Origin of the sequence: Acinetobacter sp. YH12120 (assembly GCF_013418795.1) — a bacterium.
Taxonomy (GTDB): Bacteria; Pseudomonadota; Gammaproteobacteria; order Pseudomonadales; family Moraxellaceae; genus Acinetobacter; species Acinetobacter towneri.
On the sequence record NZ_VPBI01000007.1, the window covers coordinates 1 to 24,181 of the forward strand.

The 24,181-nt window shown below is 42.8% G+C and carries 25 protein-coding genes and 1 rRNA gene; 9 read left to right on the plus strand and 17 right to left on the minus strand.

The features are described from left to right. The first annotated feature begins 1 nt into the window (after position 1). The 3 genes from rrf (at position 2) to FTU58_RS06385 (ending at position 3,170) form a co-directional block, all read left to right on the plus strand. A 5S ribosomal RNA gene (gene rrf, locus FTU58_RS06375) occupies positions 2 to 116 on the plus strand. Between the two features lie 334 nt (positions 117 to 450). Continuing rightward, positions 451 to 1,809 (plus strand): MFS transporter, encoded by a 1,359-nt coding sequence (locus FTU58_RS06380; protein ID WP_004974034.1) that lies wholly within the window; start codon positions 451 to 453, stop codon positions 1,807 to 1,809. A gap of 191 nt (positions 1,810 to 2,000) precedes the next feature. Beyond that, positions 2,001 to 3,170, plus strand: a complete 1,170-nt coding sequence (locus tag FTU58_RS06385) for a PQQ-dependent sugar dehydrogenase (RefSeq protein ID WP_179991239.1) — start codon at positions 2,001 to 2,003, stop codon at positions 3,168 to 3,170. A 424-nt stretch (positions 3,171 to 3,594) separates the two neighbouring features. On the opposite strand, the gene FTU58_RS06390 is transcribed toward FTU58_RS06385, so the two are convergent. From FTU58_RS06390 to ribF, 4 genes are all read right to left on the minus strand, one after another. Further along, positions 3,595 to 4,077, minus strand: coding sequence for a peptidylprolyl isomerase (locus FTU58_RS06390; RefSeq protein ID WP_179990202.1), 483 nt, complete (start codon positions 4,075 to 4,077; stop codon positions 3,595 to 3,597). Continuing rightward, complete coding sequence (lspA, locus tag FTU58_RS06395) at positions 4,070 to 4,609, minus strand: signal peptidase II (RefSeq protein ID WP_004974039.1); 540 nt, start codon at positions 4,607 to 4,609, stop codon at positions 4,070 to 4,072. Before lspA ends, FTU58_RS06390 begins: the two co-directional genes overlap by 8 nt. Beyond that, complete coding sequence (ileS, locus tag FTU58_RS06400) at positions 4,602 to 7,448, minus strand: isoleucine--tRNA ligase (protein WP_180062229.1); 2,847 nt, start codon at positions 7,446 to 7,448, stop codon at positions 4,602 to 4,604. The genes lspA and ileS overlap by 8 nt, the downstream gene beginning before the upstream one ends. Before the next feature lie 67 nt (positions 7,449 to 7,515). After that, positions 7,516 to 8,517: a riboflavin biosynthesis protein RibF gene (gene ribF / locus FTU58_RS06405; protein ID WP_180062230.1), complete on the minus strand. Its 1,002-nt coding sequence runs from the start codon at positions 8,515 to 8,517 to the stop codon at positions 7,516 to 7,518. A 206-nt stretch (positions 8,518 to 8,723) separates the two neighbouring features. Here ribF and FTU58_RS06410 point away from each other — a divergent pair, with 206 nt between their 5' ends. Beyond that, entirely contained in the window at positions 8,724 to 9,290 is a 567-nt protein-coding gene (locus FTU58_RS06410) for a 5'-methylthioadenosine/S-adenosylhomocysteine nucleosidase (RefSeq protein ID WP_167846491.1), read from the plus strand. Positions 9,291 to 9,369: 79 nt separating this feature from the next. Here FTU58_RS06410 and FTU58_RS06415 read toward each other — a convergent pair whose 3' ends face one another. The 9 genes from FTU58_RS06415 to ubiG all read right to left on the minus strand — a co-directional run bounded on the left by FTU58_RS06415 (position 9,370) and on the right by ubiG (position 16,348). Continuing rightward, positions 9,370 to 10,047, minus strand: a complete 678-nt coding sequence (locus FTU58_RS06415; RefSeq protein WP_167846424.1) for a TetR family transcriptional regulator C-terminal domain-containing protein — start codon at positions 10,045 to 10,047, stop codon at positions 9,370 to 9,372. 418 nt (positions 10,048 to 10,465) lie between these two features. Beyond that, positions 10,466 to 11,812, minus strand: a complete 1,347-nt coding sequence (gene argA / locus FTU58_RS06420; protein ID WP_004974049.1) for an amino-acid N-acetyltransferase — start codon at positions 11,810 to 11,812, stop codon at positions 10,466 to 10,468. Between the two features lie 145 nt (positions 11,813 to 11,957). Continuing rightward, positions 11,958 to 12,341 carry an RcnB family protein gene (locus FTU58_RS06425; RefSeq protein WP_180008555.1) on the minus strand — a complete coding sequence of 128 codons (384 nt, stop codon included), beginning with the start codon at positions 12,339 to 12,341 and terminating at the stop codon, positions 11,958 to 11,960. A gap of 228 nt (positions 12,342 to 12,569) precedes the next feature. Next, positions 12,570 to 12,959, minus strand: a complete 390-nt coding sequence (locus tag FTU58_RS06430; protein WP_004974052.1) for an RcnB family protein — start codon at positions 12,957 to 12,959, stop codon at positions 12,570 to 12,572. Positions 12,960 to 13,205: 246 nt separating this feature from the next. Next, a complete protein-coding gene (locus FTU58_RS06435; protein ID WP_179990216.1) occupies positions 13,206 to 13,361 on the minus strand; it encodes a hypothetical protein in 156 nt (51 codons plus the stop codon). A 129-nt stretch (positions 13,362 to 13,490) separates the two neighbouring features. Beyond that, positions 13,491 to 13,910 (minus strand): hypothetical protein, encoded by a 420-nt coding sequence (locus FTU58_RS06440; protein ID WP_004974057.1) that lies wholly within the window; start codon positions 13,908 to 13,910, stop codon positions 13,491 to 13,493. A 207-nt stretch (positions 13,911 to 14,117) separates the two neighbouring features. Further along, positions 14,118 to 14,864: a YciK family oxidoreductase gene (locus tag FTU58_RS06445; protein ID WP_004974058.1), complete on the minus strand. Its 747-nt coding sequence runs from the start codon at positions 14,862 to 14,864 to the stop codon at positions 14,118 to 14,120. 69 nt (positions 14,865 to 14,933) lie between these two features. Next, positions 14,934 to 15,635: an HAD family hydrolase gene (locus FTU58_RS06450; protein WP_004974060.1), complete on the minus strand. Its 702-nt coding sequence runs from the start codon at positions 15,633 to 15,635 to the stop codon at positions 14,934 to 14,936. Then, positions 15,632 to 16,348 carry a bifunctional 2-polyprenyl-6-hydroxyphenol methylase/3-demethylubiquinol 3-O-methyltransferase UbiG gene (gene ubiG, locus FTU58_RS06455; protein WP_180062231.1) on the minus strand — a complete coding sequence of 239 codons (717 nt, stop codon included), beginning with the start codon at positions 16,346 to 16,348 and terminating at the stop codon, positions 15,632 to 15,634. The genes FTU58_RS06450 and ubiG overlap by 4 nt, the downstream gene beginning before the upstream one ends. Before the next feature lie 181 nt (positions 16,349 to 16,529). Here ubiG and FTU58_RS06460 point away from each other — a divergent pair, with 181 nt between their 5' ends. After that, complete coding sequence (locus FTU58_RS06460) at positions 16,530 to 17,150, plus strand: thiol:disulfide interchange protein DsbA/DsbL (RefSeq protein ID WP_004974070.1); 621 nt, start codon at positions 16,530 to 16,532, stop codon at positions 17,148 to 17,150. A 114-nt stretch (positions 17,151 to 17,264) separates the two neighbouring features. Here the strand turns inward: FTU58_RS06460 and FTU58_RS06465 are convergent, their stop codons facing one another. Beyond that, positions 17,265 to 17,921, minus strand: a complete 657-nt coding sequence (locus FTU58_RS06465; protein ID WP_004974072.1) for a TetR family transcriptional regulator — start codon at positions 17,919 to 17,921, stop codon at positions 17,265 to 17,267. 204 nt (positions 17,922 to 18,125) lie between these two features. Here FTU58_RS06465 and rph point away from each other — a divergent pair, with 204 nt between their 5' ends. Both rph and FTU58_RS06475 read left to right on the plus strand, forming a co-directional pair. Further along, positions 18,126 to 18,842, plus strand: coding sequence for a ribonuclease PH (gene rph, locus FTU58_RS06470; RefSeq protein WP_004974074.1), 717 nt, complete (start codon positions 18,126 to 18,128; stop codon positions 18,840 to 18,842). 176 nt (positions 18,843 to 19,018) lie between these two features. Further along, on the plus strand, positions 19,019 to 19,258 hold the full coding sequence (locus tag FTU58_RS06475) for a hypothetical protein (protein WP_180062232.1): 240 nt from the start codon (positions 19,019 to 19,021) through the stop codon (positions 19,256 to 19,258). Positions 19,259 to 19,364: 106 nt separating this feature from the next. On the opposite strand, the gene nadC is transcribed toward FTU58_RS06475, so the two are convergent. Beyond that, positions 19,365 to 20,210: a carboxylating nicotinate-nucleotide diphosphorylase gene (gene nadC, locus FTU58_RS06480; protein ID WP_004974082.1), complete on the minus strand. Its 846-nt coding sequence runs from the start codon at positions 20,208 to 20,210 to the stop codon at positions 19,365 to 19,367. A 177-nt stretch (positions 20,211 to 20,387) separates the two neighbouring features. Between nadC and ampD the strand changes: the two genes are divergently transcribed. Both ampD and murJ read left to right on the plus strand, forming a co-directional pair. Next, a complete protein-coding gene (gene ampD / locus FTU58_RS06485) occupies positions 20,388 to 20,987 on the plus strand; it encodes a 1,6-anhydro-N-acetylmuramyl-L-alanine amidase AmpD (protein WP_004974083.1) in 600 nt (199 codons plus the stop codon). A 50-nt stretch (positions 20,988 to 21,037) separates the two neighbouring features. Next, positions 21,038 to 22,588: a murein biosynthesis integral membrane protein MurJ gene (gene murJ / locus FTU58_RS06490; protein WP_171287394.1), complete on the plus strand. Its 1,551-nt coding sequence runs from the start codon at positions 21,038 to 21,040 to the stop codon at positions 22,586 to 22,588. 77 nt (positions 22,589 to 22,665) lie between these two features. Here murJ and FTU58_RS06495 read toward each other — a convergent pair whose 3' ends face one another. Continuing rightward, positions 22,666 to 23,355 (minus strand): FKBP-type peptidyl-prolyl cis-trans isomerase, encoded by a 690-nt coding sequence (locus FTU58_RS06495; RefSeq protein WP_004974089.1) that lies wholly within the window; start codon positions 23,353 to 23,355, stop codon positions 22,666 to 22,668. A 56-nt stretch (positions 23,356 to 23,411) separates the two neighbouring features. Then, positions 23,412 to 24,116 carry an FKBP-type peptidyl-prolyl cis-trans isomerase gene (locus tag FTU58_RS06500; RefSeq protein WP_136144427.1) on the minus strand — a complete coding sequence of 235 codons (705 nt, stop codon included), beginning with the start codon at positions 24,114 to 24,116 and terminating at the stop codon, positions 23,412 to 23,414. Positions 24,117 to 24,181 lie beyond the last annotated feature (65 nt).

A 24,181-nucleotide genomic window follows, 5' to 3' on the forward strand; every position in this document is an offset into this window, starting at 1 on the left:
TGCTGGCGACCATAGCAAGAGTGAACCACCTGATCCCTTCCCGAACTCAGAAGTGAAACCTCTTCGCGCTGATGGTAGTGTGGGGTTACCCATGTGAGAGTAAGTCATCGCCAGCTCATTATTCAAAGCCCCCTTGACATAAACGTCAAGGGGGCTTTTTTATACGGAAAGGAAAATATTAAGAAGAAAAGTAGAAGAAAGAAGTTTAAAACAATATATTTACAATAATAAATTATGTGAAAAATATAGCATATATCAAAATATCATAAATTACTGCAAGTCTATTTGGTCGAATTTATCTACAACTTTAGTCTAGGTTTTTAAGAAAATTAACCAGAGTTAAGTTTTTGCTGTAGACAAAAAGTGAATATTGATTCATTTTATATACAAAAGTGAATAACCATTCATTTTTTATAAAATAAAAAGCTCACAATTGGAGGTGAGGGAAAAATGACAGCAACAACAATGAATGTGAATGCTGTAGTGGATCAAGCAAAGTTTAAACCTTTTCATTTAAAAATTGTACTTTGGTGCGTATTTGTCGTTATTTTTGACGGTTATGATTTGGCGATTAACGGTGTGGCTTTACCACTACTGATGCAAGAATGGAATATGACGGCTGTACAGGCAGGTATGCTTGCGAGTACGGCACTGGCAGGCATGATGTTTGGCGCCATGCTGTTTGGCATGTTGGCAGACAAAATTGGCCGTAAAAATGTCATATTAATTTGTGTGACGTTATTTAGTGGCTTTACTTTTTGGGGCGGCTTTGCATCCAACCCAACAGAGTTTGGTATTTTACGTTTTATTGCAGGTTTAGGGATTGGCGGGGTATTGCCTAACCTCGTGGCTTTAACCTCTGAATATGCACCACAAAAAATGCGTAGTACCTTAGTTACCACCATGTTCAGCGGCTATGCCGTGGGCGGCATTATGGCAGCCTTACTTGGTGCATGGTTGACGCCTAGCTTTGGCTGGGAAGTGATGTTCTATATTGCGGGATTACCGTTACTTATTTTGCCTTTATTGTGGTTTTTCTTACCAGAATCTTTAACTTTTTTGGTGAAAAAACAGCAACATGAAAAAGCGCGTCACATCGTCCAGCAAATTAGCCCACAAGAAAATATCAGCCCACAAACACAATTTGTATTAAATGAAGTACAAACCGCAGATGCCTCAATTGCAGCCTTATTTAAAAATAACCGTGGCATGAGTACTTTGCTGTTTTGGTGCTGCTTCTTTATGTGTTTGTTGATGGTTTATGCTTTGGGCAGTTGGTTGCCAAAACTGATGATGGCAGCAGGTTATTCGCTGGGTAACAGTTTAATGTTCTTAATGGCGATGAACATTGGTGCTGTGATCGGAACCATCAGTGGCGGGATTTTAGCAGACCGTTTCCACTTAAAACCTGTGATTATTGGCATGTTTTTATTGGGCGCATTCTCTCTAGTGGGTCTAGGCTTTAATTCACCACAGCCTGTGATTTATTTATTGGTGGGCTTAGCAGGTGCTTCTGCTATTGGCAGCAGTATTTTATTGTATAGCTTTGTTGCTCAGTATTATCCACTTACGATTCGTTCTACAGGTATCGGCTGTGCTTCTGCAGTGGGGCGTGTCGGTGCGATTGTAGGCCCTATTATTATTGGCGTACTTTTGGGCATGGATTTACCACATAAAATGAACTTTTTGGCGGTGGCGATTCCTGCAGTGATTGGTGCAATTGCAGTAGCACTGATTCGTTTACAAAGTACATCACAGGTGGTGAGTGAGCCAAGCGTGGTTAAAAAAGCCAGCCGATCTTATAGTTAATTGATCGTTAGTGTTTTGGGACTTTGAAATTAAGGAGCATTGCTCCTTAATTTTTTGCCTATTCACTTTGTAGAAGATTTAAGTAAGAAAGTGTGTATCGCTACATTTCTACTGTGCACGAGGTACATTTCATTGATTATGATGTCTTGATTAGCACAAGCAAAGATTGAATGAATAGAGGAGCAATTAGGATGCTCAAGATAAATCGGCAATACTATGGATTTATATGTCTAGTTGTATTGGGTTTAACTACAGGGTGTAATGCGCAAGTTGAGCCGAAACAGAACACGGCTGCTTTAGAGTCAAAATCAACTTCTGCACAAAATTTACAACGCTATCAAATACAGCCAATTGCAGATTTTAATGAGCCGTGGGCATTGGCAGAATTACCCGATGGACGCCTATTAATTACAGAAAAAGCGGGGAAATTAAAACTTTTTGATCCAAAAACAGGTCAAAGCTTAGATGTTCAAGCTATCCCTGAAGTCGCCTATGGCGGACAAGGTGGTTTGGGTGACGTCATTTTAGATCCTGACTTTAAACAGAATCAGCAGATTTATTTAAGTTATGCCGAAGCGGGTGCGGGTGGTTACGGTGCAGTCGTGATTCGGGGCAAGCTTGTATTAGATGCCAAACCCACGCCAAAACTCACCCAAATTCAAAGAATCTGGCAGCAAGTACCGAAAGTATCGGGACAGGGGCACTATGCGCATCGTATAAAGTTTGGTGCAGATGGCAAATTGTGGATAAGTTCTGGTGAGCGACAAAAGTTTGAACCTGCTCAGGATTTAAAATCTAATTTAGGCAAAATTTTGTGTCTAAATGCAGATGGCACAACCCCTTTAGACAATCCATTTCAAACACATGGAGAGATTGCCAAGCAAGTCTGGAGTTTGGGGCATCGCAACCCTTTAGGCATGGCATTCGATCCCGCAGGGCAGCTTTGGGTTGCAGAAATGGGACCTAAAGGTGGCGATGAGTTGAATCTGATTGTCAAGGGCGAAAACTATGGCTATCCACTGGTGTCGAATGGTGATCATTATAATGGGTTGCCCATTCCAGACCATGCAACTCGTCCTGAATTTACAGCCCCTGTTCTGGATTGGACGCCAGTCATCTCTCCCTCAAGTTTGATGTTTTATACGGGAGATGTATTCCCACATTGGAAGCATAAAGCGATTCTTGGTGGTTTATCTTCAAAAGCAATTATTGTGGTGGATACGCAAGCACAGCCTGTTCGGGAGTTACAGCGTATCGAGATGGGTCAGCGGATTCGTGGCGTACTTCAAGCACAGGATGGCAATATTTGGGTGATTGAAGATGGTCAATCTGCCAGATTGCTTAAATTGGTGGCTCCATAAAATAAATTTCTTCAGGTCTAAACTTATTTCAAAGTAGGACAAAAAACAAATAGAAAAAAGCCCCAACATCATGTCGGGGCTTTTTCAGATTTATGTTTAGGTATTACTCCTGTTATACCTTTCAGCGTCCTGCCGTTATATTATTTATTATTGTTATTCTTGCTTTTAGAAACATCCTGTTTCTGTATGTGTTAAATATAAAATGAAAGCTGATCTTTGCCTAGCGTCAATTTTCTGCAGTGCATGTAAGCTAAAACGTACAACGATATATCGGTAAAATATAGATCAATAAACTGGATTTATTTAATTTTAAGTATTTGATTATATTTAATAATTATCTTATTCAATAAAAAATCTCCCAAATTCATTTTCTTGTACTTGGGAGATTTGAACAGCAGAAAGATGCAGTAAGTATGCAAATTGATTACATCAACTTAATACCTTGTTGTCCTGCTGGGGTCACTCTAAAGATTTCAACTTCAAAGGTAATATTTTTACCCGCTAAAGGGTGGTTAAAGTCTACTTCAGTCACATCATCGTTGACAGATTTCACCACGCCATAGAGGCTTTGTTTGGCTTTATCTTCAAACTCAATCATGTGTCCTTCAACTGGACGTTGCTCAAATTTAACCGTATCAAAAGTTTGTACGTTTTCAGGATTCCATGGACCAAATGCTTCTTCAGGTGGAAGACTCACGGTACGACGGTCACCTGCACGTAAACCAAATAATGATTTTTCAAAACCGGGTAATAGGCTGCCATCGCCCATAACCAAACTCACAGGTTCAGCGCGGCTACGGGTGTTGTCAATTTCTACACCATTTTCAATGGCGACAGAAAAGTGCAATTCGACTTTTGAGCCATCTTCAATACGAGTTTCATCATTTGGATTAATAATTTCAGTCATGTTGCGCCTGCGCTCGTTCAATTCGGTGCTTTTCTAGGAAAAACGTATCAATTAACAGCAGAATGGTGCCAAGTGTGATGGCACTGTCTGCAATATTAAAGGCAGGGAAGTGGCTGTTGTTGTAGTACACGTGAATAAAATCGACCACGTAGCCAAGACTGACCCGATCAATTAAATTCCCAATCGCACCGCCTAAAATCAAGGCAATCGCCAAAGGCAGTACGATGACATTTTTTGGCATACGCATTAGCCAAAATACAAAAATTACAGACACTAAACCTGCCAGTGAGGTAAAGAAATAACGTTGCCATCCACCTGCATCGGACAAGAAACTAAAGGCAGCGCCATAGTTATGCAGTAAAGTCCAATTCAAAAAGGGCAATACAGGCACTGGATCTGCGTAATTCAGATGCGATACTGCAATCCATTTGGTCCATTGGTCGAGAATAATCGCGACAATGGACAAGCCCACCCACCATAAATTATGTGGATAGAACTGGAATAAGCCCTTTTTGTGTTGTGGATTAGGCATATTTTCTCTCTTCGCCTTGACCTGTTGGAAGGTTGATAATACAACGTGAGCACAAACCTGGATGTGCAGAATGTGTATTCACATCAGGGAGTACATGCCAGCAACGTACGCATTTTTCGCCATCTGCTGCAGAAACTTTCACGTTCAAGCCATCTAAATCAGAGGCTTCGCCTTGTGCAGCATCAAAGCTATTCACAATCACTTGTGAAGTAATCAGAACAAAACGCAGCTCATCGCCTAGTTTATCCAATACGGCTTTGAGTTCGTCATTCGCCCAAAGCTCAACTTTAGCAGACAGGTTGGAACCAACGGTTTTGGCAGTACGTGCAGCTTCAATGAATTTATTGACGGCAGATTTAACTGCAATTAGGGTTTGCCATTCCGCTTCTGCCAAGATGTTGGCTTCAGAAGCCACTGGAATGTCATACCATTCTGCAGTGAAGACATATTTTTCTGATTGCTCAGGAATTAGCGGCCATGCTTCTTGTGCCGTAAAGCTTAAGATTGGTGCCATCCAGCGAACGAAAGCCTGAACCAAGTGATACAAAGCGGTTTGTGCAGAATGACGTGCTTGCGAGTCTGCTTTGGTGGTGTACTGACGGTCTTTGATGATATCGAGGTAGAAACCACCCAAGTCATTAATACAGAAGTTGGTCAGTGCACTGGTCACGATATGGAAGTTCATATCTTCATAGGCTTGCTGAATGGTTTTCTGTACTTCTGCGGCACGTTGCAGGATGTATTGATCCAGTGCAATCAACTGATCTACAGGCAGTGCATCTGTAGCGGGTTTGAAGCCATTTAAGTTGGCCAACAAGAAACGCAAGGTGTTACGGATACGACGATAACCGTCAGAGGCACGGCTAAAGATTTCCTTACCTGCGGTCATTTCATAGCGATAATCCGCCGATGCAATCCAGAAGCGTAGGCCATCTGCACCCATGTCTTTAATAATGTCTTGTGGGGTAATAATGTTACCCAACGATTTCGACATTTTGCGACCTTTTTCATCCACCACAAAGCCGTGTGTTAACAAGCCTTTATATGGTGCGCGTTCATTGATTGCAATCGAGGTGAGTAATGAAGATTGGAACCAACCACGGTGTTGGTCTGAACCTTCAAGATATAAATCGGCTGGGTCTTGCAACTCTTCACGCTCACGTAGTACGGCGTAGTGGGTCGTGCCTGAGTCGAACCATACGTCTAATGTATCGCGTACTGCATTGTAGTGCTCGGCATCATCACCAATGAAGTCTTTGGCTTCACGGTTGTACCAGCCATCAATCCCTTCTTGCTCGATCAGTTTTGCAACGTCTTCAATCAATTCAGGTGTACGAGGGTGTAATTCGTTGGTGTCTTTGTGTACGAAGAATGGAATTGGCACACCCCAAGTACGTTGACGTGAAATACACCAGTCTGGACGGCCTTCAATCATGGCTTGAATACGGTTTTTACCCCAATCTGGCACGAAGCTGATCTCATTTTCGATCGCATTCAATGCACCTTGACGTAAACCTTGGTTATCCATGCTGATAAACCATTGTGGTGTCGCACGGAAAATAATTGGAGTTTTATGACGCCAGCAGTGTGGGTAGCTGTGTTTGATTGGGTGATGTGCCCACAGCTTATTGCTTTCTGCCAAAGCCGCAATAATTTGTGGGTTGGCTTTGTAAATGTGCTCGCCTGCAAAAATTGGTGCGGTTGGTAAATAAACACCATTGCCACCAACCGGATTATCGACTTTTAGGTTGTATTGTAAACCGACTTTATAGTCGTCCACACCGTGACCAGGTGCGGTATGTACTGCACCGGTACCGCTGGCAGCGGTGACGTGTTCACCTAAAATGACAGGTACTTGACGCTCTTGAATCAGTGGATGTTGCAAGATCAGGTTTTCAAGTTTGTCACCAGTAAAGTCTGCCAACACTTCATAGCTGCTAAAGCCATAGCGTTCAGTTGCAGACTGTACTAATTCTTTGGCCAAAATAAAGTTTTGTGCTGCTTTTTCGTCGCTACGTGCTTTTACCAATTGATATTCAATTTCGGCATGCAAGGCAACAGCTTGGTTAGCAGGCAATGTCCACGGTGTTGTGGTCCAAATCACGATATCTGTTGCATCGGTAATTTGAACGCCCAAACGTGCAGATAAATCGGCTAAATCAACAACAGCAAAACCGACATCAATCGCATCGGATTTTTTATCTTCATATTCAACTTCGGCTTCTGCCAGTGCAGAACCACAATCTAGACACCAATTCACAGGTTTTAGACCAGGTTCGATATGGCCTGCTTTAGCAATCGCACCGAGTGAACGTACGATGTCGGCTTCTTGCTTGAAATTCATGGTGAGGTAAGGGTTATCCCAATCACCAAATACGCCCATACGCACGAAGTCTTTTTTCTGTAATTCAACTTGTGTGTAAGCATATTCACGGCAGGCTTTACGGAAAGTTGAGGCATCAACTTTAACGCCAACTTTACCGACTTTTTCTTCTACTTTGAGCTCAATTGGTAGACCGTGGCAGTCCCAACCTGGAACATAAGGTGCGTCATAGCCATCCATGACACGGCTTTTAATAATGATGTCTTTTAGGACTTTATTGACCGCATGACCTAAGTGAATTTGACCATTGGCGTATGGAGGGCCATCGTGAAGCACATATTTTTTCTTGCCAATACGCGATGCACGAATCTGCTGATAAATGTTGTCGGCATACCACTCTTCTAACCATTTCGCTTCACGTACTGCCAGATTTGCTTTCATTGCAAATTCAGTACCTGGGAGGTTTAGCGTGGCTTTATAATCCACTGCATTTTCAGGAGTTTGCTTATCGCTCATGCAAGTTGTCTTCCAGTTGAATCAGCCCATGGACTGACGCGTTTTACATTAAATATTCAGGGTAAAATTAAAAAGGGAAATTTGGATGATCTTGTCGAAATTCAAGAAGTTTTTCAACATCATCATCAATTCCCGCTTTGAGTGCTTCAAGCGAAGGGTAGTTTTTTTCGCCATGTAAATAGTTTAAAAACGTGACCCGCATTAACAAGCCATACAGATTAGCAGAAACATTGGGGAAATGTACTTCTAATCGCCATTCGGGATGTTCTTGCTTGATGGCAGGACGAGTTCCGACATGCCCTGCACCAAATAAACTGTTTGGGCTGTAGCCTGCAACACCTGTTTTGCTAGGATGTGCATTGCTGACTGTGTCGGTTAAGGAGGTGGTTTCGCAGACCACTTCAACGCCATAAATACCGTTTAAACAAGGACGATGACGGTTTAAACGTACGTTAATGGTGGGGAAATCTAGGGTACGACCAATTTGATCGCCATATTGTACGCGTCCGGTAATACTATAAGGACGTCCGAGCAGTTGTGCAGCGAGAGCCAAGTCACCTGCTTGTAGGGTTTGGCGAATACGTGTGGAGCTGACCCGTTCACCCGATAAATTTACAGTGCTTAAATTGGTAACTTGAAAACCAAAGTTACGTAAAAAGTCACTGTTGCCTTGACGGTTTTTGCCAAAATGAAAATCATCACCCAAAACTAAATGTGTGGCATTTAAGCTATTTTTTAAAAGGTGGGCAAAGGCTTCAGCATTTAAACTACGGAAGTGATTGTCAAACTTGGCCACGGCAATATAGTCGATGCCCAATTCAGTCAGATATTCGACTTTTTCCCGCAAAGAACTGATACGTGGCGGGGCATCATAACCTTTAAAAAATTCCAGTGGTTGTGGTTCAAATAGCATCACCACCGTTTTTAGTTGTTGTGCGGCAGCCACTGCTTTGAGTTGTTGAATCATCACCTGATGACCGACATGCACGCCATCAAAATTGCCAATGGTCACGGCAGTTTGGGCGAGGTCAGTGGTTGAAGATAAAGCATTCAGGCGGAGCAGCTGCATGATCGGATGAAAGTTGAAAATTTGTAAGGGCTATATATTGCCATATTCTCGCGCTTTCGTCTTGTTGTTGTGTTTTTAACCTGAAAAATTATCGAAAAATCAGGCAAAATCCGACAATTTAATCTGCAAATCGCAATCGGGTTTGCACCGCATTCAAATTTCTTTTCTAATGGGGCGGTTTTAATGAACTGCACGAGTAGATGGCTATGAATTCTGATTTTGCTTTAATTATGGCATTGCCCAGTGAGTCTAAAGGCTTGTTTGAGCAAGCTGGGATTCAGGTGCATTACAGTGGCATTGGTAAAGTGAATGCCGCATTTAAAGCCTTTGAAGTGATTCAGAAAACAGGCTGTAAAACCTTGCTCAATTTAGGCACTGCGGGCAGCTCCCATTTTGATGCGCATGCTTTGGTGGAAGTGAGTCAGTTTGTACAGCGAGATATGGATGTTTCACCGTTGGGTTTTCAGGTGGGGGTGACGCCTATGGATCAGGAGCATCCTGCAGAAATTGAGCTGGAACGCTATTTTGAGCATTTACCTAACGGAATTTGCGGTACAGGCGATAGTTTTGAAACGGGAACACCGAAAGTGCCGTGTCAGCTGGTCGATATGGAAGGCTATGCGATTGCCAAAGTCTGTAAAAAATTAGGGGTGCGGATGCTGTCGGTGAAATATATTACCGATGGTGCCAATGATACAGCGCATTTAGATTGGGAAGAAAACTTGTTGTTGGGTGCACAAAAACTATTGTCTTTGTATCAGGGTCTTAAATAATATCGTTACCAAAACGCCACGACCCTAGTCATAACTAGGGTCGTGAGTAAAAGTGCGTATCTTAGTTAGTGCTGTGCAATTAGTCTTCTGATTCTTGTTCATGTGTGGCTGTGACCACAGCGGCTTGAGGTGCATCCACTTCGTCCTGACGCGGCATAATACCGTAGAGCATCATGTGAACCGTATGTTGCAAGACACGTTGCAACATGCTACGGTTGCGCAGGGTTTTACCTGTCACCATTTCCATTTGCGTTGCAAAGTCGGCATAGTTTTGGGTAATCGCCCAAATATTCAAAATCAGCAATTCAGGATCAATCTGTTTAGACAGTTTGCCTTGCTCTTGCCACATGGTAATGACTTTGGCTTTGCGTTTGACCAGTTTTTTCAGAGGGCCTTTTAAAATTTCCTGAATATGTGGCGCACCTTGAATCACTTCTAATGCAAATAGACGTGATGCTTTCGGTTGAGTACGTGAAACCTCAATTTTCTGCAGCAGATAATTGGTAATTGCTTCATCAGGCTCGAGTTCAGCTTCGAGCATTTGCAAAGGTGCCAGCCATTTTTGTAGTACTGTAGTCAGTACCTCAACATATAAGGCTTCTTTATTTTCATAATAATAGAAAATATTCGACTTATGCATCTCTGCAATTTGTGCGATTTCGTCCAAACTCGCGCCGCTAAATCCGTATAAAGAAAATACGTCGAGTGCAGCATTGAGAAGCTGATGGCGTTTTTGTGTACTCTTTTTTTGTTCCATTCGTAATTTTAAAACAATGAAAAAAGGGAATTATTAATTGTACGGCAAATCATCAGGCTTGTGCATCTTTTAAAGATGTATTTTTAAAATATTTTTAGTTTATTCTGTAGTTTAGCTATTAAATCCGTGAAAAGCATGATTAGAGAGGGGGAGTATCTCGTTTTTGTATTTCCTGACTGAATGAATAAGTTCTTTGAATTTTCTATATAAATGATAAAAGTAAAGTTTCTTCCTGCCTTGCATCAATTTTATTTAAAAAAACTAAACAGTGGTGTGGATGCTGCCAATTTTGATCATCCCTACACTGTCGTGCTGACAGGTATAGGTGTGATGACCTGATTTAATCGGCAGCATGTTCCACGTGAAACATTTCTGGGTTTTGATTGTGCTGTGTCATTCAGCGTACCAAAAGTTTCGCTTAGAGCCGTTTTTTACACACAATTGAGTTGCGTTGATAGTTATATAAAGCCTGACGTGCATCGGGTAAATCATCGACACTGGCAGGTGCAAAGCCCTGTTCTAAAAACCAGTGTGCGGTGCGAGTGGTTAAAATAAATAATTGCTGAATACCCATGGTTTTGGCTTTATCTTCTAAATAATCCAGAATTTGGCGACCACGGTTGGATTTACGATAAGCAGGATGCACCGCGACACAGGCAATTTCGGCCGACTTGAGTTCATGACCTGTGGTCGGAATGGGGTACAAGGCGGCACAGGCGAGAATCATGCCGTCACGTTCAATCACTGCAAATTGTCCAATTTCATTTTCCAGACGCTCACGTGAACGATATACCAACACGCCTTCTTCTTCTAAAGGACGTAATAAACGAATCAAACCGCCTACATCCTGAATATTGGCCGTACGCACTTCTTCATAATGTGCATCACTCACCATCGTCCCTGAACCATCACGGGTAAACAGTTCTTCGAGTAAAGCACCATCGTAGGCATAGGAAATGAGATGTACCCGATGTACGCCGTTTAATGAGGCATCTTGGGCTGCATTTAAGTGTAAAGCCAATTCAGGATGATGTCGCTGAGCATCTTCAATATATGGATTTAAATGTTGCGGATGAACTTCACGTTGCAATTGACCTTCGGCATTCTGCAAACCGTGCTGCGCGCCTAAGAAAATCAGTTTGTCAGCTTTTAATTGAATGGCAGTTTTAGTTGCCACTTCTTCAGCCAACAAGTTAAACACTTCACCTGTGGTGGAATAACCTGTTGGACCGAGCAACACAATATTATGATTTTCTAAATGGCGTTGAATGGCATCGACATCTACAGTGCGGACTTCGCCAGTCAGTTGATAATCGACCCCATCACGAATGCCATACGGTTTGGCGGTGATAAAGTTACCCGACACCACATCAATCCGTGCGCCGTACATAGGGGAGTTAGCTAGCCCCATCGACAATAAGGCTTCAATTTGCAGGCGAATTGAACCGACAGCATTCATGACACACGATAAAGATTCACGAGTGGTGACACGACGTTGCAAATGAAACGGTGTATCAATTTGGCTGAATTTTAAGTTTTGATTAATTTGTGGACGCGCACCATGTACCAAAATCAAACGAATACCAAGCGAGTGTAGTAGGGCAATATCATGAATAATGTGCTGAAAGTTTTCATGCAAAACCGCTTCACCATCGAACATAATCACAAAGGTTTTATTGCGGTGGGCATTGATATAAGGCGCAGAATGTCTAAACCAATGCACATATTGTAAGGTTGTGCTGTGCGGGTTTTCAGTTGGAGTCATTCGTTGGCCTGCTGTAATGATCGATGGTGCTGTCTTTGATTCTAATCAAAAAATTCTGCAGCGGAAGACTAAATATAAAAAAACACCTGAATGGTGCTTCAGGTGTTGTGGAGAAATGCTATTTTTCAGCTCAGGCTGAACGGTTTTAGCCAATAATACGAATAATACGCTGGGTGCGCTCATTAATCAGCACATAGTCACCGTTGACTTTATACCACTGCTGATAACGACCTGTGTTGGGTAAACGACGTGCTTCACGATCACTGACTTTGTAGCGGTTCGCATCATATCCGCGTGGGAGGTTTTGACCTACACGCCAGTCACGACTTGGATTCACGCGTTTTTGATCATAACGCTTTTGTTCCCACTGTGCATGATGACGTGGATTGTCCCAGCGCTTGTCTTGATGTTTATATGCTGCACTCGCTTGATGACGACGATCATCATAACGATGGTCGGGTGCTGCCATGGCCGATGTTGCGATAATTGCGCTTAAAGACAGTGCTAAGGTGCTGAGTAATTTTTTCATGGGATTTACCTTCAGTTTTAAATATGGGTTGATGTGTTCAAATTAATCAAATACTCAAGATAAACGATGGTGGAAATTGAGGTGAATTGTGAATTTTATGGAGAAAACAAGGAGAGCTCGAGCGGGATATTTCACAACAATAAGATGAGTGTGAGCATCATCCTATAAAAAAGCCCAAAGTGGACTTTGGGCTATGGATTTAGAGCTTGTGTATGTACAGCAGTAGGTCTATAAACCTGCGATACGCAAAATCTGGTGATTTTCGACATCGACCAAAATGTAGTCTTGGTTGATTTTATACCATTGTTGTTTGCGTTCAGGGCGGGGCAAGTTATGTTCCTGATAATCGACTTTATAACCATTGCCACGATAATGCTGCGGCATGACATAACCCGTTTGCCATTTATGTTGCTGTAGACGTTTTACACCACGTTCTTCACGCATGCGGCGTTTGTCTTGCATACGCTCTTCAGCATCGGCACGAAATTCACGTTTATTTTGTGCTTGGTGACGAGGATGGTCAGCTGAGTCTCGATCAAATTGAGGAGCGGCAGTTGCAAAATTGCTGCTTAGTAAAGCACTGAAAGACATTGCCAGAACTGTCAAAATCTTTTTCATGTAAACCCCTCATTCTCTCATCTTGATATCACAGTTCATACTTTAACCATTAAATGCAGAGAAACTGTGAAGAAAGCACATGAATTTTTTAAATACGCTCTGCAGGATGCGGCATGGTATTGATTCTATTATGCGACAAAATACGAAATTTAGTAGCTATCGCTCAGAAAATAGGGGTGGGATGATTTTTCTTGTGCTAAGGAAAGGATGAGACATCACCATAGCAGCGTACTGCTATGGTCTGCTTTAGTTCCAATGTTCAGTTAAGCCTTGTAAAGATTGCACAGCGATGGCAACACATTCGGCTGTTTCACGATCATCCAAAGCCACAATTAAATGCTGACCTAATTGCAAGCTTTTAATACTTTGAATCACGGCAGTTTTACGTTGAATATCAGTCATCACAATTTACCTAATGCTTGTTGTGGAGATACATCAAGCATAGGTGATGTATATTGATTTGGAAAACCGTATAATTTTATAAAAACAATCCAATAAAACGATTATTGCCACCGTTGCCATGAGTTTTGCTTAATAGGCGTAGTTTAAATCGGTGTAGTCGGTCAATGATTTTTGAATATGTGCATTGATAAATTCGCGTACATCTTCAGTACTCATTGGTGCGCCTTGCTTGCTAATCACGTGTTCAATTTCAGGTTGCCCTTCAATTTTAATACGATAAACAAAGTTTTTAACCACTTTGTAGGCATCGTCCAGTTTTTCAATGCCTGTGACATAGTGGTAAGCATGTTCAAAATTAAGGTCGGTATGTGAAAATACAAACTGATCAAACAGTTTGATTTTCTGACCGTTGTCGAGTGCCTGAATGTCATCTACGATGCTGGCTTCAAACTTCATGCCATATTTTTCAGAAATAGGCTGACCATCAATCAGTAAAGACACCATACCATCTTCAAGTGGTGTCACGGTGATGTTGTTTAATTCAGTCATGTTGCTCTCTGCATCGTTGAGGTTGAATTGAGATGTGGAAGCATGGTAATCAGGCTTTGCATTGCCAAAAATAGGCAGGATAGAAACCTGAAAATGCTTGTGCGATGCCATTTTACCGCAAATCAATGTGCAAAAATTGGCAATATGCTAGGTTAAGTCCATAAAAAAGGAAGCAAGCGCTTCCTTTCTTCGGATCAAACGACAGAACTAATCCTGTGCATCAATACTTTGACCATTCATGTGCAAGCTGTCATCGCCCATTAAATATAAATAGGCAGGCATGATGGCATCGGGTGTAGGTAAAGTTTTTGGATCTTCATCAGGATAGGCTTTGGCACGCATGGCAGTGCGGGTTGCACCCGGGTTAATGCAGTTGTAGCGAATATTTGGATGTACCTGTTCTTTGGCAAATAACTGGCTCACCGCTTCAATTGCAATTTTAGACACCGAATAAGCACCCCAGCGTTCACGTGCTTCACGACCTACACCTGAACTGGCAAACACGACTGAAGCATGTTCCGATTTTGCCAAAAGTGGTAATAATTCCTGAGTGAGTACAAATGGCGCACGTAAATTCACTGCCATGACGTCATCCCAAACATCGGCAGGGTAATTTGCCAACTCAGTCCGTTCGCCTAAAATGCCTGCATTATGCAAAATACCATCCAAACGTCCGAATTGTTTGTCTAGGGTATCGACCAGTAATTCATAATCTCGTGGTGAAGCACTTGAAAGCTGCAGCGGCAAAATAGCAGGTTGTGGTGCGCCTAAACTTTCGATTTCATCATAAATCACTTCAAGTTTATTTAAGGTACGACCATGCAGCACTACGGTTGCTCCGTGTAGCGCATAACTGAGGGCAGCCGCTCGTCCAATACCATCACCCGCACCTGTGATCAGGATAATACGATCTTTGAGAAGATCGGGGCGAGGTTGATATTCTGAGTATTTCATGGGCATCCCTCCTGTTCATTTCTTATTGCTTATGGGTTGAGTTTCATGTCATCGCTTTACAGGACTGATTCAAGCATTGGCACTGCTGTTTTGCGTTGCAGCTTGCAGCACCAATTTGTCTAAAACCGTATGTAATTCAGTCACTGAATCCACTATACAATCTGCTTGCCATGCTGTTAAGTCATCTTTGTGTTGCAAGGGTAAATAACCGTATGCTGCCAAAATGGTATACATATTGGCGTTACGACCTGCATCGATATCACGTGGATGATCGCCCACATAAATACAATGTTCTGGGGCAATTTCAATCTGTTTGGCCGCCAAATACATAGGTTCTGGGTCTGGCTTGGTACGGCTAACATCTTCAGGGCAGACCAAAACTGCACAGCGTTCAGTTAAATTCAGTGCTTTGAGCAGTGCTTCGCTGAGCCAGCGCGGTTTATTGGTGACAATACCCCACGGAATTTGACGCTGTTCCAACGCATCAAGCAGTGGATACATGCCTTCAAACAGATCAGTTTCGACTGCAATATCTGCACCGTACAGGTCTAAAAAGCGTTGTCGATGGGCCAAAAATACAGGGTCATCTACCTCAAGTTCTGGATAGACCAATTTGACCATCGCCCGCGCACCTTCAGATACCTGTGTGCGAATGGCGTCTGCTGCCACAATCTCACAGCCTTTATCGCGGCACATATCTTGAATGATGCGAATAAAATCTGCAGCGGTATCAATTAAGGTGCCATCGAGGTCAAATAAAACCGCCTTCATTCTGTTGCCTCATTGACCGTGTAGACCATGTAGTTCACATCAACATTAGGTGCCAACCAATAGCGTTTAGTCAGTGGGTTGTAGTGTAAACCCGTCATATCTTTAAGTTTTAAACCCGCTTGGCGAATGTCGTGTGCCAATTCAGACGGTTTAATAAATTTATGATAATCGTGTGTGCCTTTGGCTAACATGCGCAGCACGTATTCTGCCCCAATAATGGCAAATAGGTATGATTTAGGGTTGCGGTTAATGGTCGAGAAAAATACATGACCGCCCGGCTTGACCAGTTTTTGGCAGGCTTGAATAATCGAGGCCGGATCAGGTACGTGCTCTAACATTTCCATGCAAGTCACCACATCGTATTGACCAGCTTGCTCATCTACCAATTGCTCAACAGGAATTTGGCGATATTCAATATTGTGTACGCCTTCTTGTTCTGCATGCAGGCGTGCCACGTTTAAAGGTGCTTCGCCCATATCAATTCCAAGCACATTGGCACCGCGACGAGCCATGCTTTCTGCCAAAATACCACCACCACAGCCGACGTCTAGCACTTTCTTGCCTGCCAAGCCGCCTGCGTGCTCACCAATCCAGTTTAAGCGCAGTGGATTAATCATGTGCAGGGGACGGAACTCGGAATGCTGATCCCACCATATGGCTGCAAATGCTTCAAATTTGGCAATTTCTTGTGGATCAACATTCAAATGCGACATGGGTGCCACCTCAATTGGGTCGTGATAATTGGAAAAATAGATATAAACCCTAGTGTAGCGTTAATTCTAAAAAAAGCGATAAAAGCTGTAAAAAAGTTCACAGAAGGAAAACGAAATCAGCATAATTGATTTATAGTGTTGCCATACACTAAACAGAATGATTTAGAGGATTATAAACGCAATGAAAAAATTCCTTTTAGGTAGTTTGGCAACTGCCATCTTTGCTATTTCTGGTAGCACTATGGCGGCAAATTTTGTAGCAGGTAAAGATTATAGCGTTGTCGCCAACCCGGGTAAGGTTGATGTACCGGGTAAAATTGAAGTGCGTGAGTTCTTTTGGTATGGCTGTGGTCACTGCTTTACTTTAGAACCATATATGCAAACATGGTTACGCCAGTTACCTAAAGATGTGAATTTTGTGCGTACTCCTGCAGCCATGAATCCTGTTTGGGAAATGAATGCACGTGGTTATTATGTGTCTGAAGCTTTGGGTGTGCGCAAGAAAACTCACTTGCCACTTTTCCATGCCATTCATGACAAAGGTCAGCAAATTTTTGACCAACAATCACAAGCTAAATTCTTTGTGAAATATGGTGTACCTGAAGCGAAATTTAACAGCATGTTTAACTCATTTGCGATCACCTCTAAAATTTCACAAGCTAAACAATTGGCGCGTCAGTACCAATTGACAGGTGTACCTGCGGTGGTGGTGAATGGTAAATATATCGTTCAAGGCGATAACGGCAAAGTGATTCAAGTAGTGAACTACTTGGTTGATCAAGAGCGTAAAGCTAAGAAATAAGCAGATGCAATAACAAGATGATGCAAGGCTGAATCAGCAGCGCATCGCTAAAAACCGCAATGATTGCAACGTCATTGCGGTTTTTTTAATGCAGGTTAAAAGTGTGTTGTATGTTTAATCTGCGACAGGCTGCGGACGTTGCCAGTGGCAAATGCCACGAAATAATAAATGTACTTGAGTAATGGTTTGTTGAATAAAACGCTGCTGTTGTTCAGGTAATTTTTCGGCTTCAAATTGGCGTTCTAAACCAATCCAGCTCATTGCCCAATTTAACGATAAATTAATTAAAATATTGGCCAGAATGTGAAAATCTTCAGCATGCTGAAAATGTTGTACGCTTTCGACCCGTTGTAAATCATTAGCTAAATCTTCAATTAAAAAATCAATTTCACGGGCGATGGCTTGCCGTAAAATGGTCGAACCGCCCCAGCGTTCGGCAATTAAAAAAATCCATTGTTGTGGATGTTGATCGACAGATTTAAAAAATAGGGTCAATGCCTTTTCGGTCTGTGCATCGGGTTGGTATAAATAAGCTTGTCCCAACTGATACAAAATACCTTTAATGTGCAAGGCAACTTGATCGACCAAATCTAGCCCCAACTCATCCATATCTTGAAAATGCCGATAAAATGCGGTGGGCACCAGTCCAATCTGTCGTGAAATTTCTCTTAAGCTAATGCTGCTAAATGCACGTCCTGCGCTGCTGAGTTGCAGCACTGCATCCATAATTGCCTGACGACTTTGTTGTTTTCGTTCTTCCCGAATCGACATTGTATTTCCTGATTCTGCCAGTGCCGCGCAGTCTAACAAAAACCTGTGTTTCACGATAATACTAAAAGATGAATGAAGCCACTTTGTAAAAATACAGGCAAAATTTACCGAAACAGCACACGTCAAGCTTTGGAAAAGCGACCTGCGCTGTGGCATCTGTTATACTTGCGGGCAATTTATTTGAGCCAAAAATAAGGACACATTATGCGTATTGACCAACGAGCTTTAGATCAATTACGTGAGGTAAAAATTACCCGTAACTATACTCGCTATGCTGAAGGTTCAGTGTTGGTAGAGTTTGGTCATACCAAAGTTTTGTGTACCGCAAGTATTGATAACTCTGTACCGCGCTTTTTAAAAGGGCAGGGACAAGGTTGGGTAACTGCAGAATATGGCATGTTGCCACGTTCAACTCATACCCGTAGTGACCGTGAAGCGGCGCGTGGTAAACAAAGCGGACGTACACAGGAAATTCAGCGCTTAATTGGTCGTAGCTTGCGTGCCATGGTCGATTTGAAGAAACTGGGTGAAAACACCATTACCATTGACTGCGATGTGATTCAGGCCGATGGCGGTACCCGTACTGCAGCCATTACAGGTGCAGCAGTGGCATTGATTGATGCTATGAATGTGTTGCTGGAAAAGAAAAAAATTAAGCATGACCCATTAAAGGGTTTGGTGGCTGCAATTTCTGTGGGCATGTACCAAGACCAAGTGTTATTGGATTTGTGCTATGAAGAAGATTCAAATTGCCAAACTGATTTAAACGTGGTGATGACACAAGCAGGTGAATTTATTGAAATTCAGGGTACTGCTGAAGATAAGCCGTTTAATCGTGTGCAATGTAATGCCATGTTGGAAATGGCAGAAAAAGGTATTCAGGAATTGGTAAAAAAACAGCAGCAAGCTTTAGGTTGGTAAGCTAAGCTTTTTGATGTTTTTCTGCTGTTTAAGAGCGCATCTTCGGATGCGTTTTTTATGGATGAGATTTAGATTGCGATAGGAAGCGTGAAGCAAAAAGCTACAATATTGCAGGATGCGTTCTTTTAAGATGGAAAACTGTATGCAAAGAGCCTGAATGAAAAGAGGAGGAAAGCATGAAACTATTGATTATTTTAATGTCTGCCATGATGTTGTTTTTAACTGCATGTGATTCACGTACTGAGCGTGAAAATGAAGACAATCGTAGTGTACTCGGTCAAGCTTCTGACAACGACAACGACAACGACAACGACAACGACAACGACAACGACAACGACAACGACAACGACAACGACAACGACAACGACAACGACAACGACAACGACAACGACAACGACAACAAGGACGATGATTAAATTCAAAATTGAGGCATAAAAAAAGGAGGCTCATTTGCCTCCTTAAAATCAATTTTTGGAAAAAATTAAGGGTGCAGATTGCACCCTTAATTTTAAAAGTAATCGTTTACGCATTAAAACGCATTGATAAATCCACAGCTTTGACATCTTTGGTTAAAACACCCATCGAAATATAATCTACGCCTGTACTAGCCACTTCACGTAAATTTTCAATGGTGATGTTGCCCGACGCTTCAAGTTTACAACGACCTGCCACATGCTTGACCGCATCAATCATTTGTTGCTGGCTAAAGTTATCCAACATCACAATATCAGCTTTGGCTTCAAGGGCTTGATTTAGTTCATCCCAAGTTTCCACTTCAACTTCTACAGGTTTGCCCGGAGCAATGGCATGTGCTTTGGCAATTGCCTGAGTAATGCCGCCTGCTGCCATAATGTGATTTTCTTTAATCAAAAAGGCATCAAATAAGCCTAAACGATGGTTTTGTCCACCACCGACCGTGACAGCATATTTTTGTGCAATGCGTAAACCCGGTAAGGTTTTACGGGTATCTAGCAGTTTGGTATTTAAGCCTTCAAGTTGTTGCACATAGGCTGCGGTTTTAGTCGCAACAGCAGACAGGGTTTGCACAAAATTCAGCGCAGGGCGTTCTACCGTTAACAGGCTGCGTGCAGAACCTGCCAATTTCAAAAAGGCTTCATTGGCAGCAACGTGGTCGCCATCATTTTTTAACCACGTGACTTGCACATTGGCATCGTATGCTTGAATCAGGGCATTTACCCACGGTTGACCTGCCAAAATCATGTCTTCACGGCTAATAATGGTGGCAGTGGCCTGCTCATCTTCAGGGGTCAATAATGCGGTAATATCACCATCGCCAATATCTTCTTGCAAGGCTTGCTGAATATTGATTTGGATGGATTGTTCAAGCAAAGCTGGAGAGATGCTCATAAGATTTTCCGTGTCGATCTTGCCCATGAAAATTGCGCGTTATATTAACACTGTTCTGCGTCAGGATGTGTTTTTTAGCCACGTTCGGGTGTAATTTAAGATGTTCATTGTCACGCGTTGGCATTAAACTGAAATTTCTGTTCTATTTTTCTATTCTAATGGTTTGGGGATTGCCTTATGCAGCATGTGCCGTCGTTTCAGGTGGTTGAGGGTCAATTACAAGGGGCAAGACAAGTCCCATCTCCGAATTTCAACGCCCGTCCGACAGACCAAGAGATTCAATTGCTGGTCATTCACAATATTAGTTTGCCGCCGTCACAATTTGGTGGTGGTTATATTGAGCAATTTTTTCAGAACCAAATGGATTGGTCGCAGCATCCTTACTTTCAGACCATTCAGGGCCTGCAGGTTTCGGCACATTTGTTGATTTTAAGAACAGGCGAGGTGCTGCAATTTGTTAATTTTGCAGATCGGGCGTGGCATGCGGGGCGTTCTAGTTATTTGGCACAGCCTGAATGTAATGACTATTCAATTGGGATTGAATTAGAGGGCAGTGATGACTTGCCTTTTGAAACAGCGCAATATCAGAGTTTGGTGCAGGTGGTACACAGTTTGCAGCAGGCCTATCCGAGTATTCAACAGCATATTGCAGGACATTCCGATATTGCACCGGGACGTAAAACTGATCCAGGGCCGTATTTTGACTGGCAGTATTTTCGTGAACAGTTATCTCAACTTAAAGCTTCGACATCACAGGAAAAATTGATCAATCAATAACAAAACTTTGTTGATGCTTTGATTACAATAGCGACTAAATTTTTAATTGGGTGGTAACGATGGCGCTTTGGCGATCGACCTTTATTGTCAGTGCAATGACCATGCTGTCACGGGTGCTAGGATTAGTCCGTGATGTGGTATTGCTGAATGTGTTTGGTGCAGGTAAAGATTTCGATACCTTTGTGGTGGCGTTTCGTATCCCCAACTTTTTCAGGCGACTGTTTGCCGAAGGGGCGTTTTCGCAGGCATTTATTCCTGTATTGACCGAATATAAAACCAGCCGCACTCATGCCGAAGTACAAATTTTAATTAGTCGGGTTTTTGGCTGTTTAATGACGGTAATGACAGGGCTAACCTTTACCGCCATGGTGGCTGCGCCTGCGGTGATGTATATCTACGCACCGGGTTTCCATAGCGACCCTGAAAAGTTTGCGCTAGCCACCGATATGTTCCGCCTGACCATTCCTTATTTGTTGTTTATGTCGCTGACGGCATTTGCCAGCAGTATTTTGAACAGCTATGGCTCATTTACCACGCCTGCCTTTGCGCCTGTATTGCTGAATGTGGCGATGATTGCAGGTGCATTATGGCTCACACCGTACATGGCAGAGCCGATTATGGCACTGGGTTGGGCGGTGATTATCGCGGGTGCTTTACAACTTGCGATTCAAATTCCAGAACTATGGCGTAAAAAGCTGCTGATTCCCCCTAAAGTTGATTTCAAGCATGAAGGGGTGGATCGGATTATGAAGCTGATGCTGCCTGCTTTATTTGGGGTATCGGTCACGCAAATTAACCTGCTACTCAACACCATTTGGGCATCTTTTATGCAGGATGGTTCGGTGTCGTGGTTGTATAGTGCGGAACGTATGACAGAGCTACCTTTGGGCTTAATTGGTGTAGCGATTGGGACGGTCATTTTACCGTCACTGTCTGCGCGTCATGCAGAACAAAATATGGATAAATTCCGCGGCATGATGGACTGGGCTGCACGGGTGATTATTTTGGTAGGTGTCCCTGCCAGTATTGCACTGTTTATGTTATCAACGCCTATTATCCAAGCCTTGTTTGAGCGTGGTCAGTTTAGTTTTAAAGATACGCAAATGACCGCTTTGGCCTTGCAATGTATGAGTGCAGGGGTGATTTCATTCATGCTGATTAAAGTCTTTGCACCGGGTTTTTATGCACAGCAAGACACCAAAACACCAGTACGTGTGGGTTTAATGGCTGTGGCTGCCAATGCGATTTTAAACGTGGTGTTTATTGGCTTCTTTAAACTGATTGACTGGCAAGCTGAACACATGGCATTGGCACTGGCATCATCAGGTTCGGCTTTGGTGAATGCAGGCATGTTGTATTTCTATTTGCATCAACGCAAGATTTTCCGTTTTGGTGCGCACTGGAAAAAACTCATGGTGCAGTTTGCAGTGGCAAATGCCGTGATGATTGCTGCGTTGTGGTATGCCTTAACTTGGTATAACGGTGATGTATCACAATGGATGCGTGTGGCAGAAGTCACTGCGCTGTGTGTGGTGGGCGTAGTGGCCTATGGGGTTGGATTGTTGGCAACGGGTTTTAGACCACGTCATTTAAAACCTTAATGAAGCGAAGTTGATCTGAAAAAATACCGCAATTTAAATTGCGGTATTTTTTTGTTTAAAGATGATGCGGCTTTGGATTATTTTACAATTTCTAAAAGTTCCACATCAAAAATAAGCGTGCTGTTTGGCTCAATTGCATCGCCTGAGCCAATTTGACCGTAGGCTAGAGCAGCAGGAATAAAGAAGCGATATTTGGCACCAACTTTCATGAGTTGTAAGCCTTCAGTCCAACCTTGAATGACTTGGCTGACCTGAAATTCTGCAGCTTGATCGCGGGCGATAGAACTGTCAAATACCGTACCATCAATTAAACGACCTTCATAATGGACTTTAACGGTAGAGGTGGCTTTGGGTGATTTGCCCGTACCTGCCTGTAAGACTTGATATTGCAAGCCAGACTTGGTGACTTTGACCCCTGCCTTTTTGGCATTATTGTTTAAAAAGGCTTGCCCAATTTTAGCATTGCTATCGGCTACTTTTTTAAGCTCAATCAGTTGTTTGGCTTCGGCTTGCTTTTTGAATTGAGTCAGCACTCGTGCCATTTCTTCATCGCTTAAACTGGCGGCTTGGTCTTGTGTTGCCATTTTTAAGCCAGCAATGAAGGCTTCGAGATCAATATCTTTTAAGGTTTCCGCATTGCTGCGCCCCATTAAATAACCAAAGCTATAACCGACCTGATCTGCAACAGGACTTTTATTGGTCACGGTTTTGGCAAAACTGCCACTGCTGAGCAGTGCGATACACACAAGGGCAAGGTGTTTTTTCATTCTTTTCGTCCTAAGACCATACAAGAGAGCCAAGCTCTCCTGAAAGGGTGATGTTGTTATTTCACTTCAATCAGTTCAACATCAAAAATTAAGGTGCTGTTGGCAGGAATCATGCCTGGTACACCTTGTTCGCCGTAGCCCAGTTTCGATGGAATATACAGCGTAGCTTTACCGCCTTCCTTCATGAGCTGTAAACCTTCAGTCCAGCCCGGAATGACTTGATTCAGTGGGAATTCAATTGGCTCACCACGTTGTACCGAGCTGTCAAATACTTTGCCATCGACCAGTTTACCCGTGTAGTGCACTTTGACCACAGAGCTTGCCGTTGGCTGTTTGCCTGTGCCTTCTTTAATCACTTGATATTGCAAGCCAGAAGCTGTGGTTTGTACGCCTGCTTTTTTGCCATTTTCAGTTAAGAATGAATCACTGGCTGTTTGTGCAGCTTGCGCTTGAGTGGCTTGTTTTTGTTGCAACTCTTGCTGGAATTGCTCATAGGCTTTTTGTAATTCTTCTTCGGTGTAGGCAGGTTGTTTACGCGCATGACCTTCACGCACACCTGTTACAAAGCTGTTGATGTCTAGCTCTGGTGGGGTTTGATGTGCCACTTCATAACCCAAAGCGTAGCTGATTTTTTCAACCGCAGAAGCATTTGCCGACGCTTTAGAGGTCGCCACTGCTGGGTTTTGAGAGGCATAATAAACAGGAACAAGTGCAGCACCGCCTAAAATTACAGCAATAGCGATGGGTAAGGCTTTACTCATAGGTTTTCTCAAATTCATTTTATAGTTAAAAAAGCAGCATTCATCTTAGCAGACTTTTTCACAGA

Coding starts and splice junctions, on each gene's coding strand:
- FTU58_RS06380 (WP_004974034.1), top strand. CDS start 451: ATGACAGCAACAACAATGAATGTGAATGCTGTAGTGGATCAAGCAAAG.
- FTU58_RS06385 (WP_179991239.1), top strand. CDS start 2,001: ATGCTCAAGATAAATCGGCAATACTATGGATTTATATGTCTAGTTGTA.
- FTU58_RS06390 (WP_179990202.1), bottom strand. CDS start 4,077: ATGACTGAAATTATTAATCCAAATGATGAAACTCGTATTGAAGATGGC.
- lspA (WP_004974039.1), bottom strand. CDS start 4,609: ATGCCTAATCCACAACACAAAAAGGGCTTATTCCAGTTCTATCCACAT.
- ileS (WP_180062229.1), bottom strand. CDS start 7,448: ATGAGCGATAAGCAAACTCCTGAAAATGCAGTGGATTATAAAGCCACG.
- ribF (WP_180062230.1), bottom strand. CDS start 8,517: ATGCAGCTGCTCCGCCTGAATGCTTTATCTTCAACCACTGACCTCGCC.
- FTU58_RS06410 (WP_167846491.1), top strand. CDS start 8,724: ATGAATTCTGATTTTGCTTTAATTATGGCATTGCCCAGTGAGTCTAAA.
- FTU58_RS06415 (WP_167846424.1), bottom strand. CDS start 10,047: ATGGAACAAAAAAAGAGTACACAAAAACGCCATCAGCTTCTCAATGCT.
- argA (WP_004974049.1), bottom strand. CDS start 11,812: ATGACTCCAACTGAAAACCCGCACAGCACAACCTTACAATATGTGCAT.
- FTU58_RS06425 (WP_180008555.1), bottom strand. CDS start 12,341: ATGAAAAAATTACTCAGCACCTTAGCACTGTCTTTAAGCGCAATTATC.
- FTU58_RS06430 (WP_004974052.1), bottom strand. CDS start 12,959: ATGAAAAAGATTTTGACAGTTCTGGCAATGTCTTTCAGTGCTTTACTA.
- FTU58_RS06435 (WP_179990216.1), bottom strand. CDS start 13,361: ATGACTGATATTCAACGTAAAACTGCCGTGATTCAAAGTATTAAAAGC.
- FTU58_RS06440 (WP_004974057.1), bottom strand. CDS start 13,910: ATGACTGAATTAAACAACATCACCGTGACACCACTTGAAGATGGTATG.
- FTU58_RS06445 (WP_004974058.1), bottom strand. CDS start 14,864: ATGAAATACTCAGAATATCAACCTCGCCCCGATCTTCTCAAAGATCGT.
- FTU58_RS06450 (WP_004974060.1), bottom strand. CDS start 15,635: ATGAAGGCGGTTTTATTTGACCTCGATGGCACCTTAATTGATACCGCT.
- ubiG (WP_180062231.1), bottom strand. CDS start 16,348: ATGTCGCATTTGAATGTTGATCCACAAGAAATTGCCAAATTTGAAGCA.
- FTU58_RS06460 (WP_004974070.1), top strand. CDS start 16,530: ATGAAAAAATTCCTTTTAGGTAGTTTGGCAACTGCCATCTTTGCTATT.
- FTU58_RS06465 (WP_004974072.1), bottom strand. CDS start 17,921: ATGTCGATTCGGGAAGAACGAAAACAACAAAGTCGTCAGGCAATTATG.
- rph (WP_004974074.1), top strand. CDS start 18,126: ATGCGTATTGACCAACGAGCTTTAGATCAATTACGTGAGGTAAAAATT.
- FTU58_RS06475 (WP_180062232.1), top strand. CDS start 19,019: ATGAAACTATTGATTATTTTAATGTCTGCCATGATGTTGTTTTTAACT.
- nadC (WP_004974082.1), bottom strand. CDS start 20,210: ATGAGCATCTCTCCAGCTTTGCTTGAACAATCCATCCAAATCAATATT.
- ampD (WP_004974083.1), top strand. CDS start 20,388: ATGCAGCATGTGCCGTCGTTTCAGGTGGTTGAGGGTCAATTACAAGGG.
- FTU58_RS06495 (WP_004974089.1), bottom strand. CDS start 23,355: ATGAAAAAACACCTTGCCCTTGTGTGTATCGCACTGCTCAGCAGTGGC.
- FTU58_RS06500 (WP_136144427.1), bottom strand. CDS start 24,116: ATGAGTAAAGCCTTACCCATCGCTATTGCTGTAATTTTAGGCGGTGCT.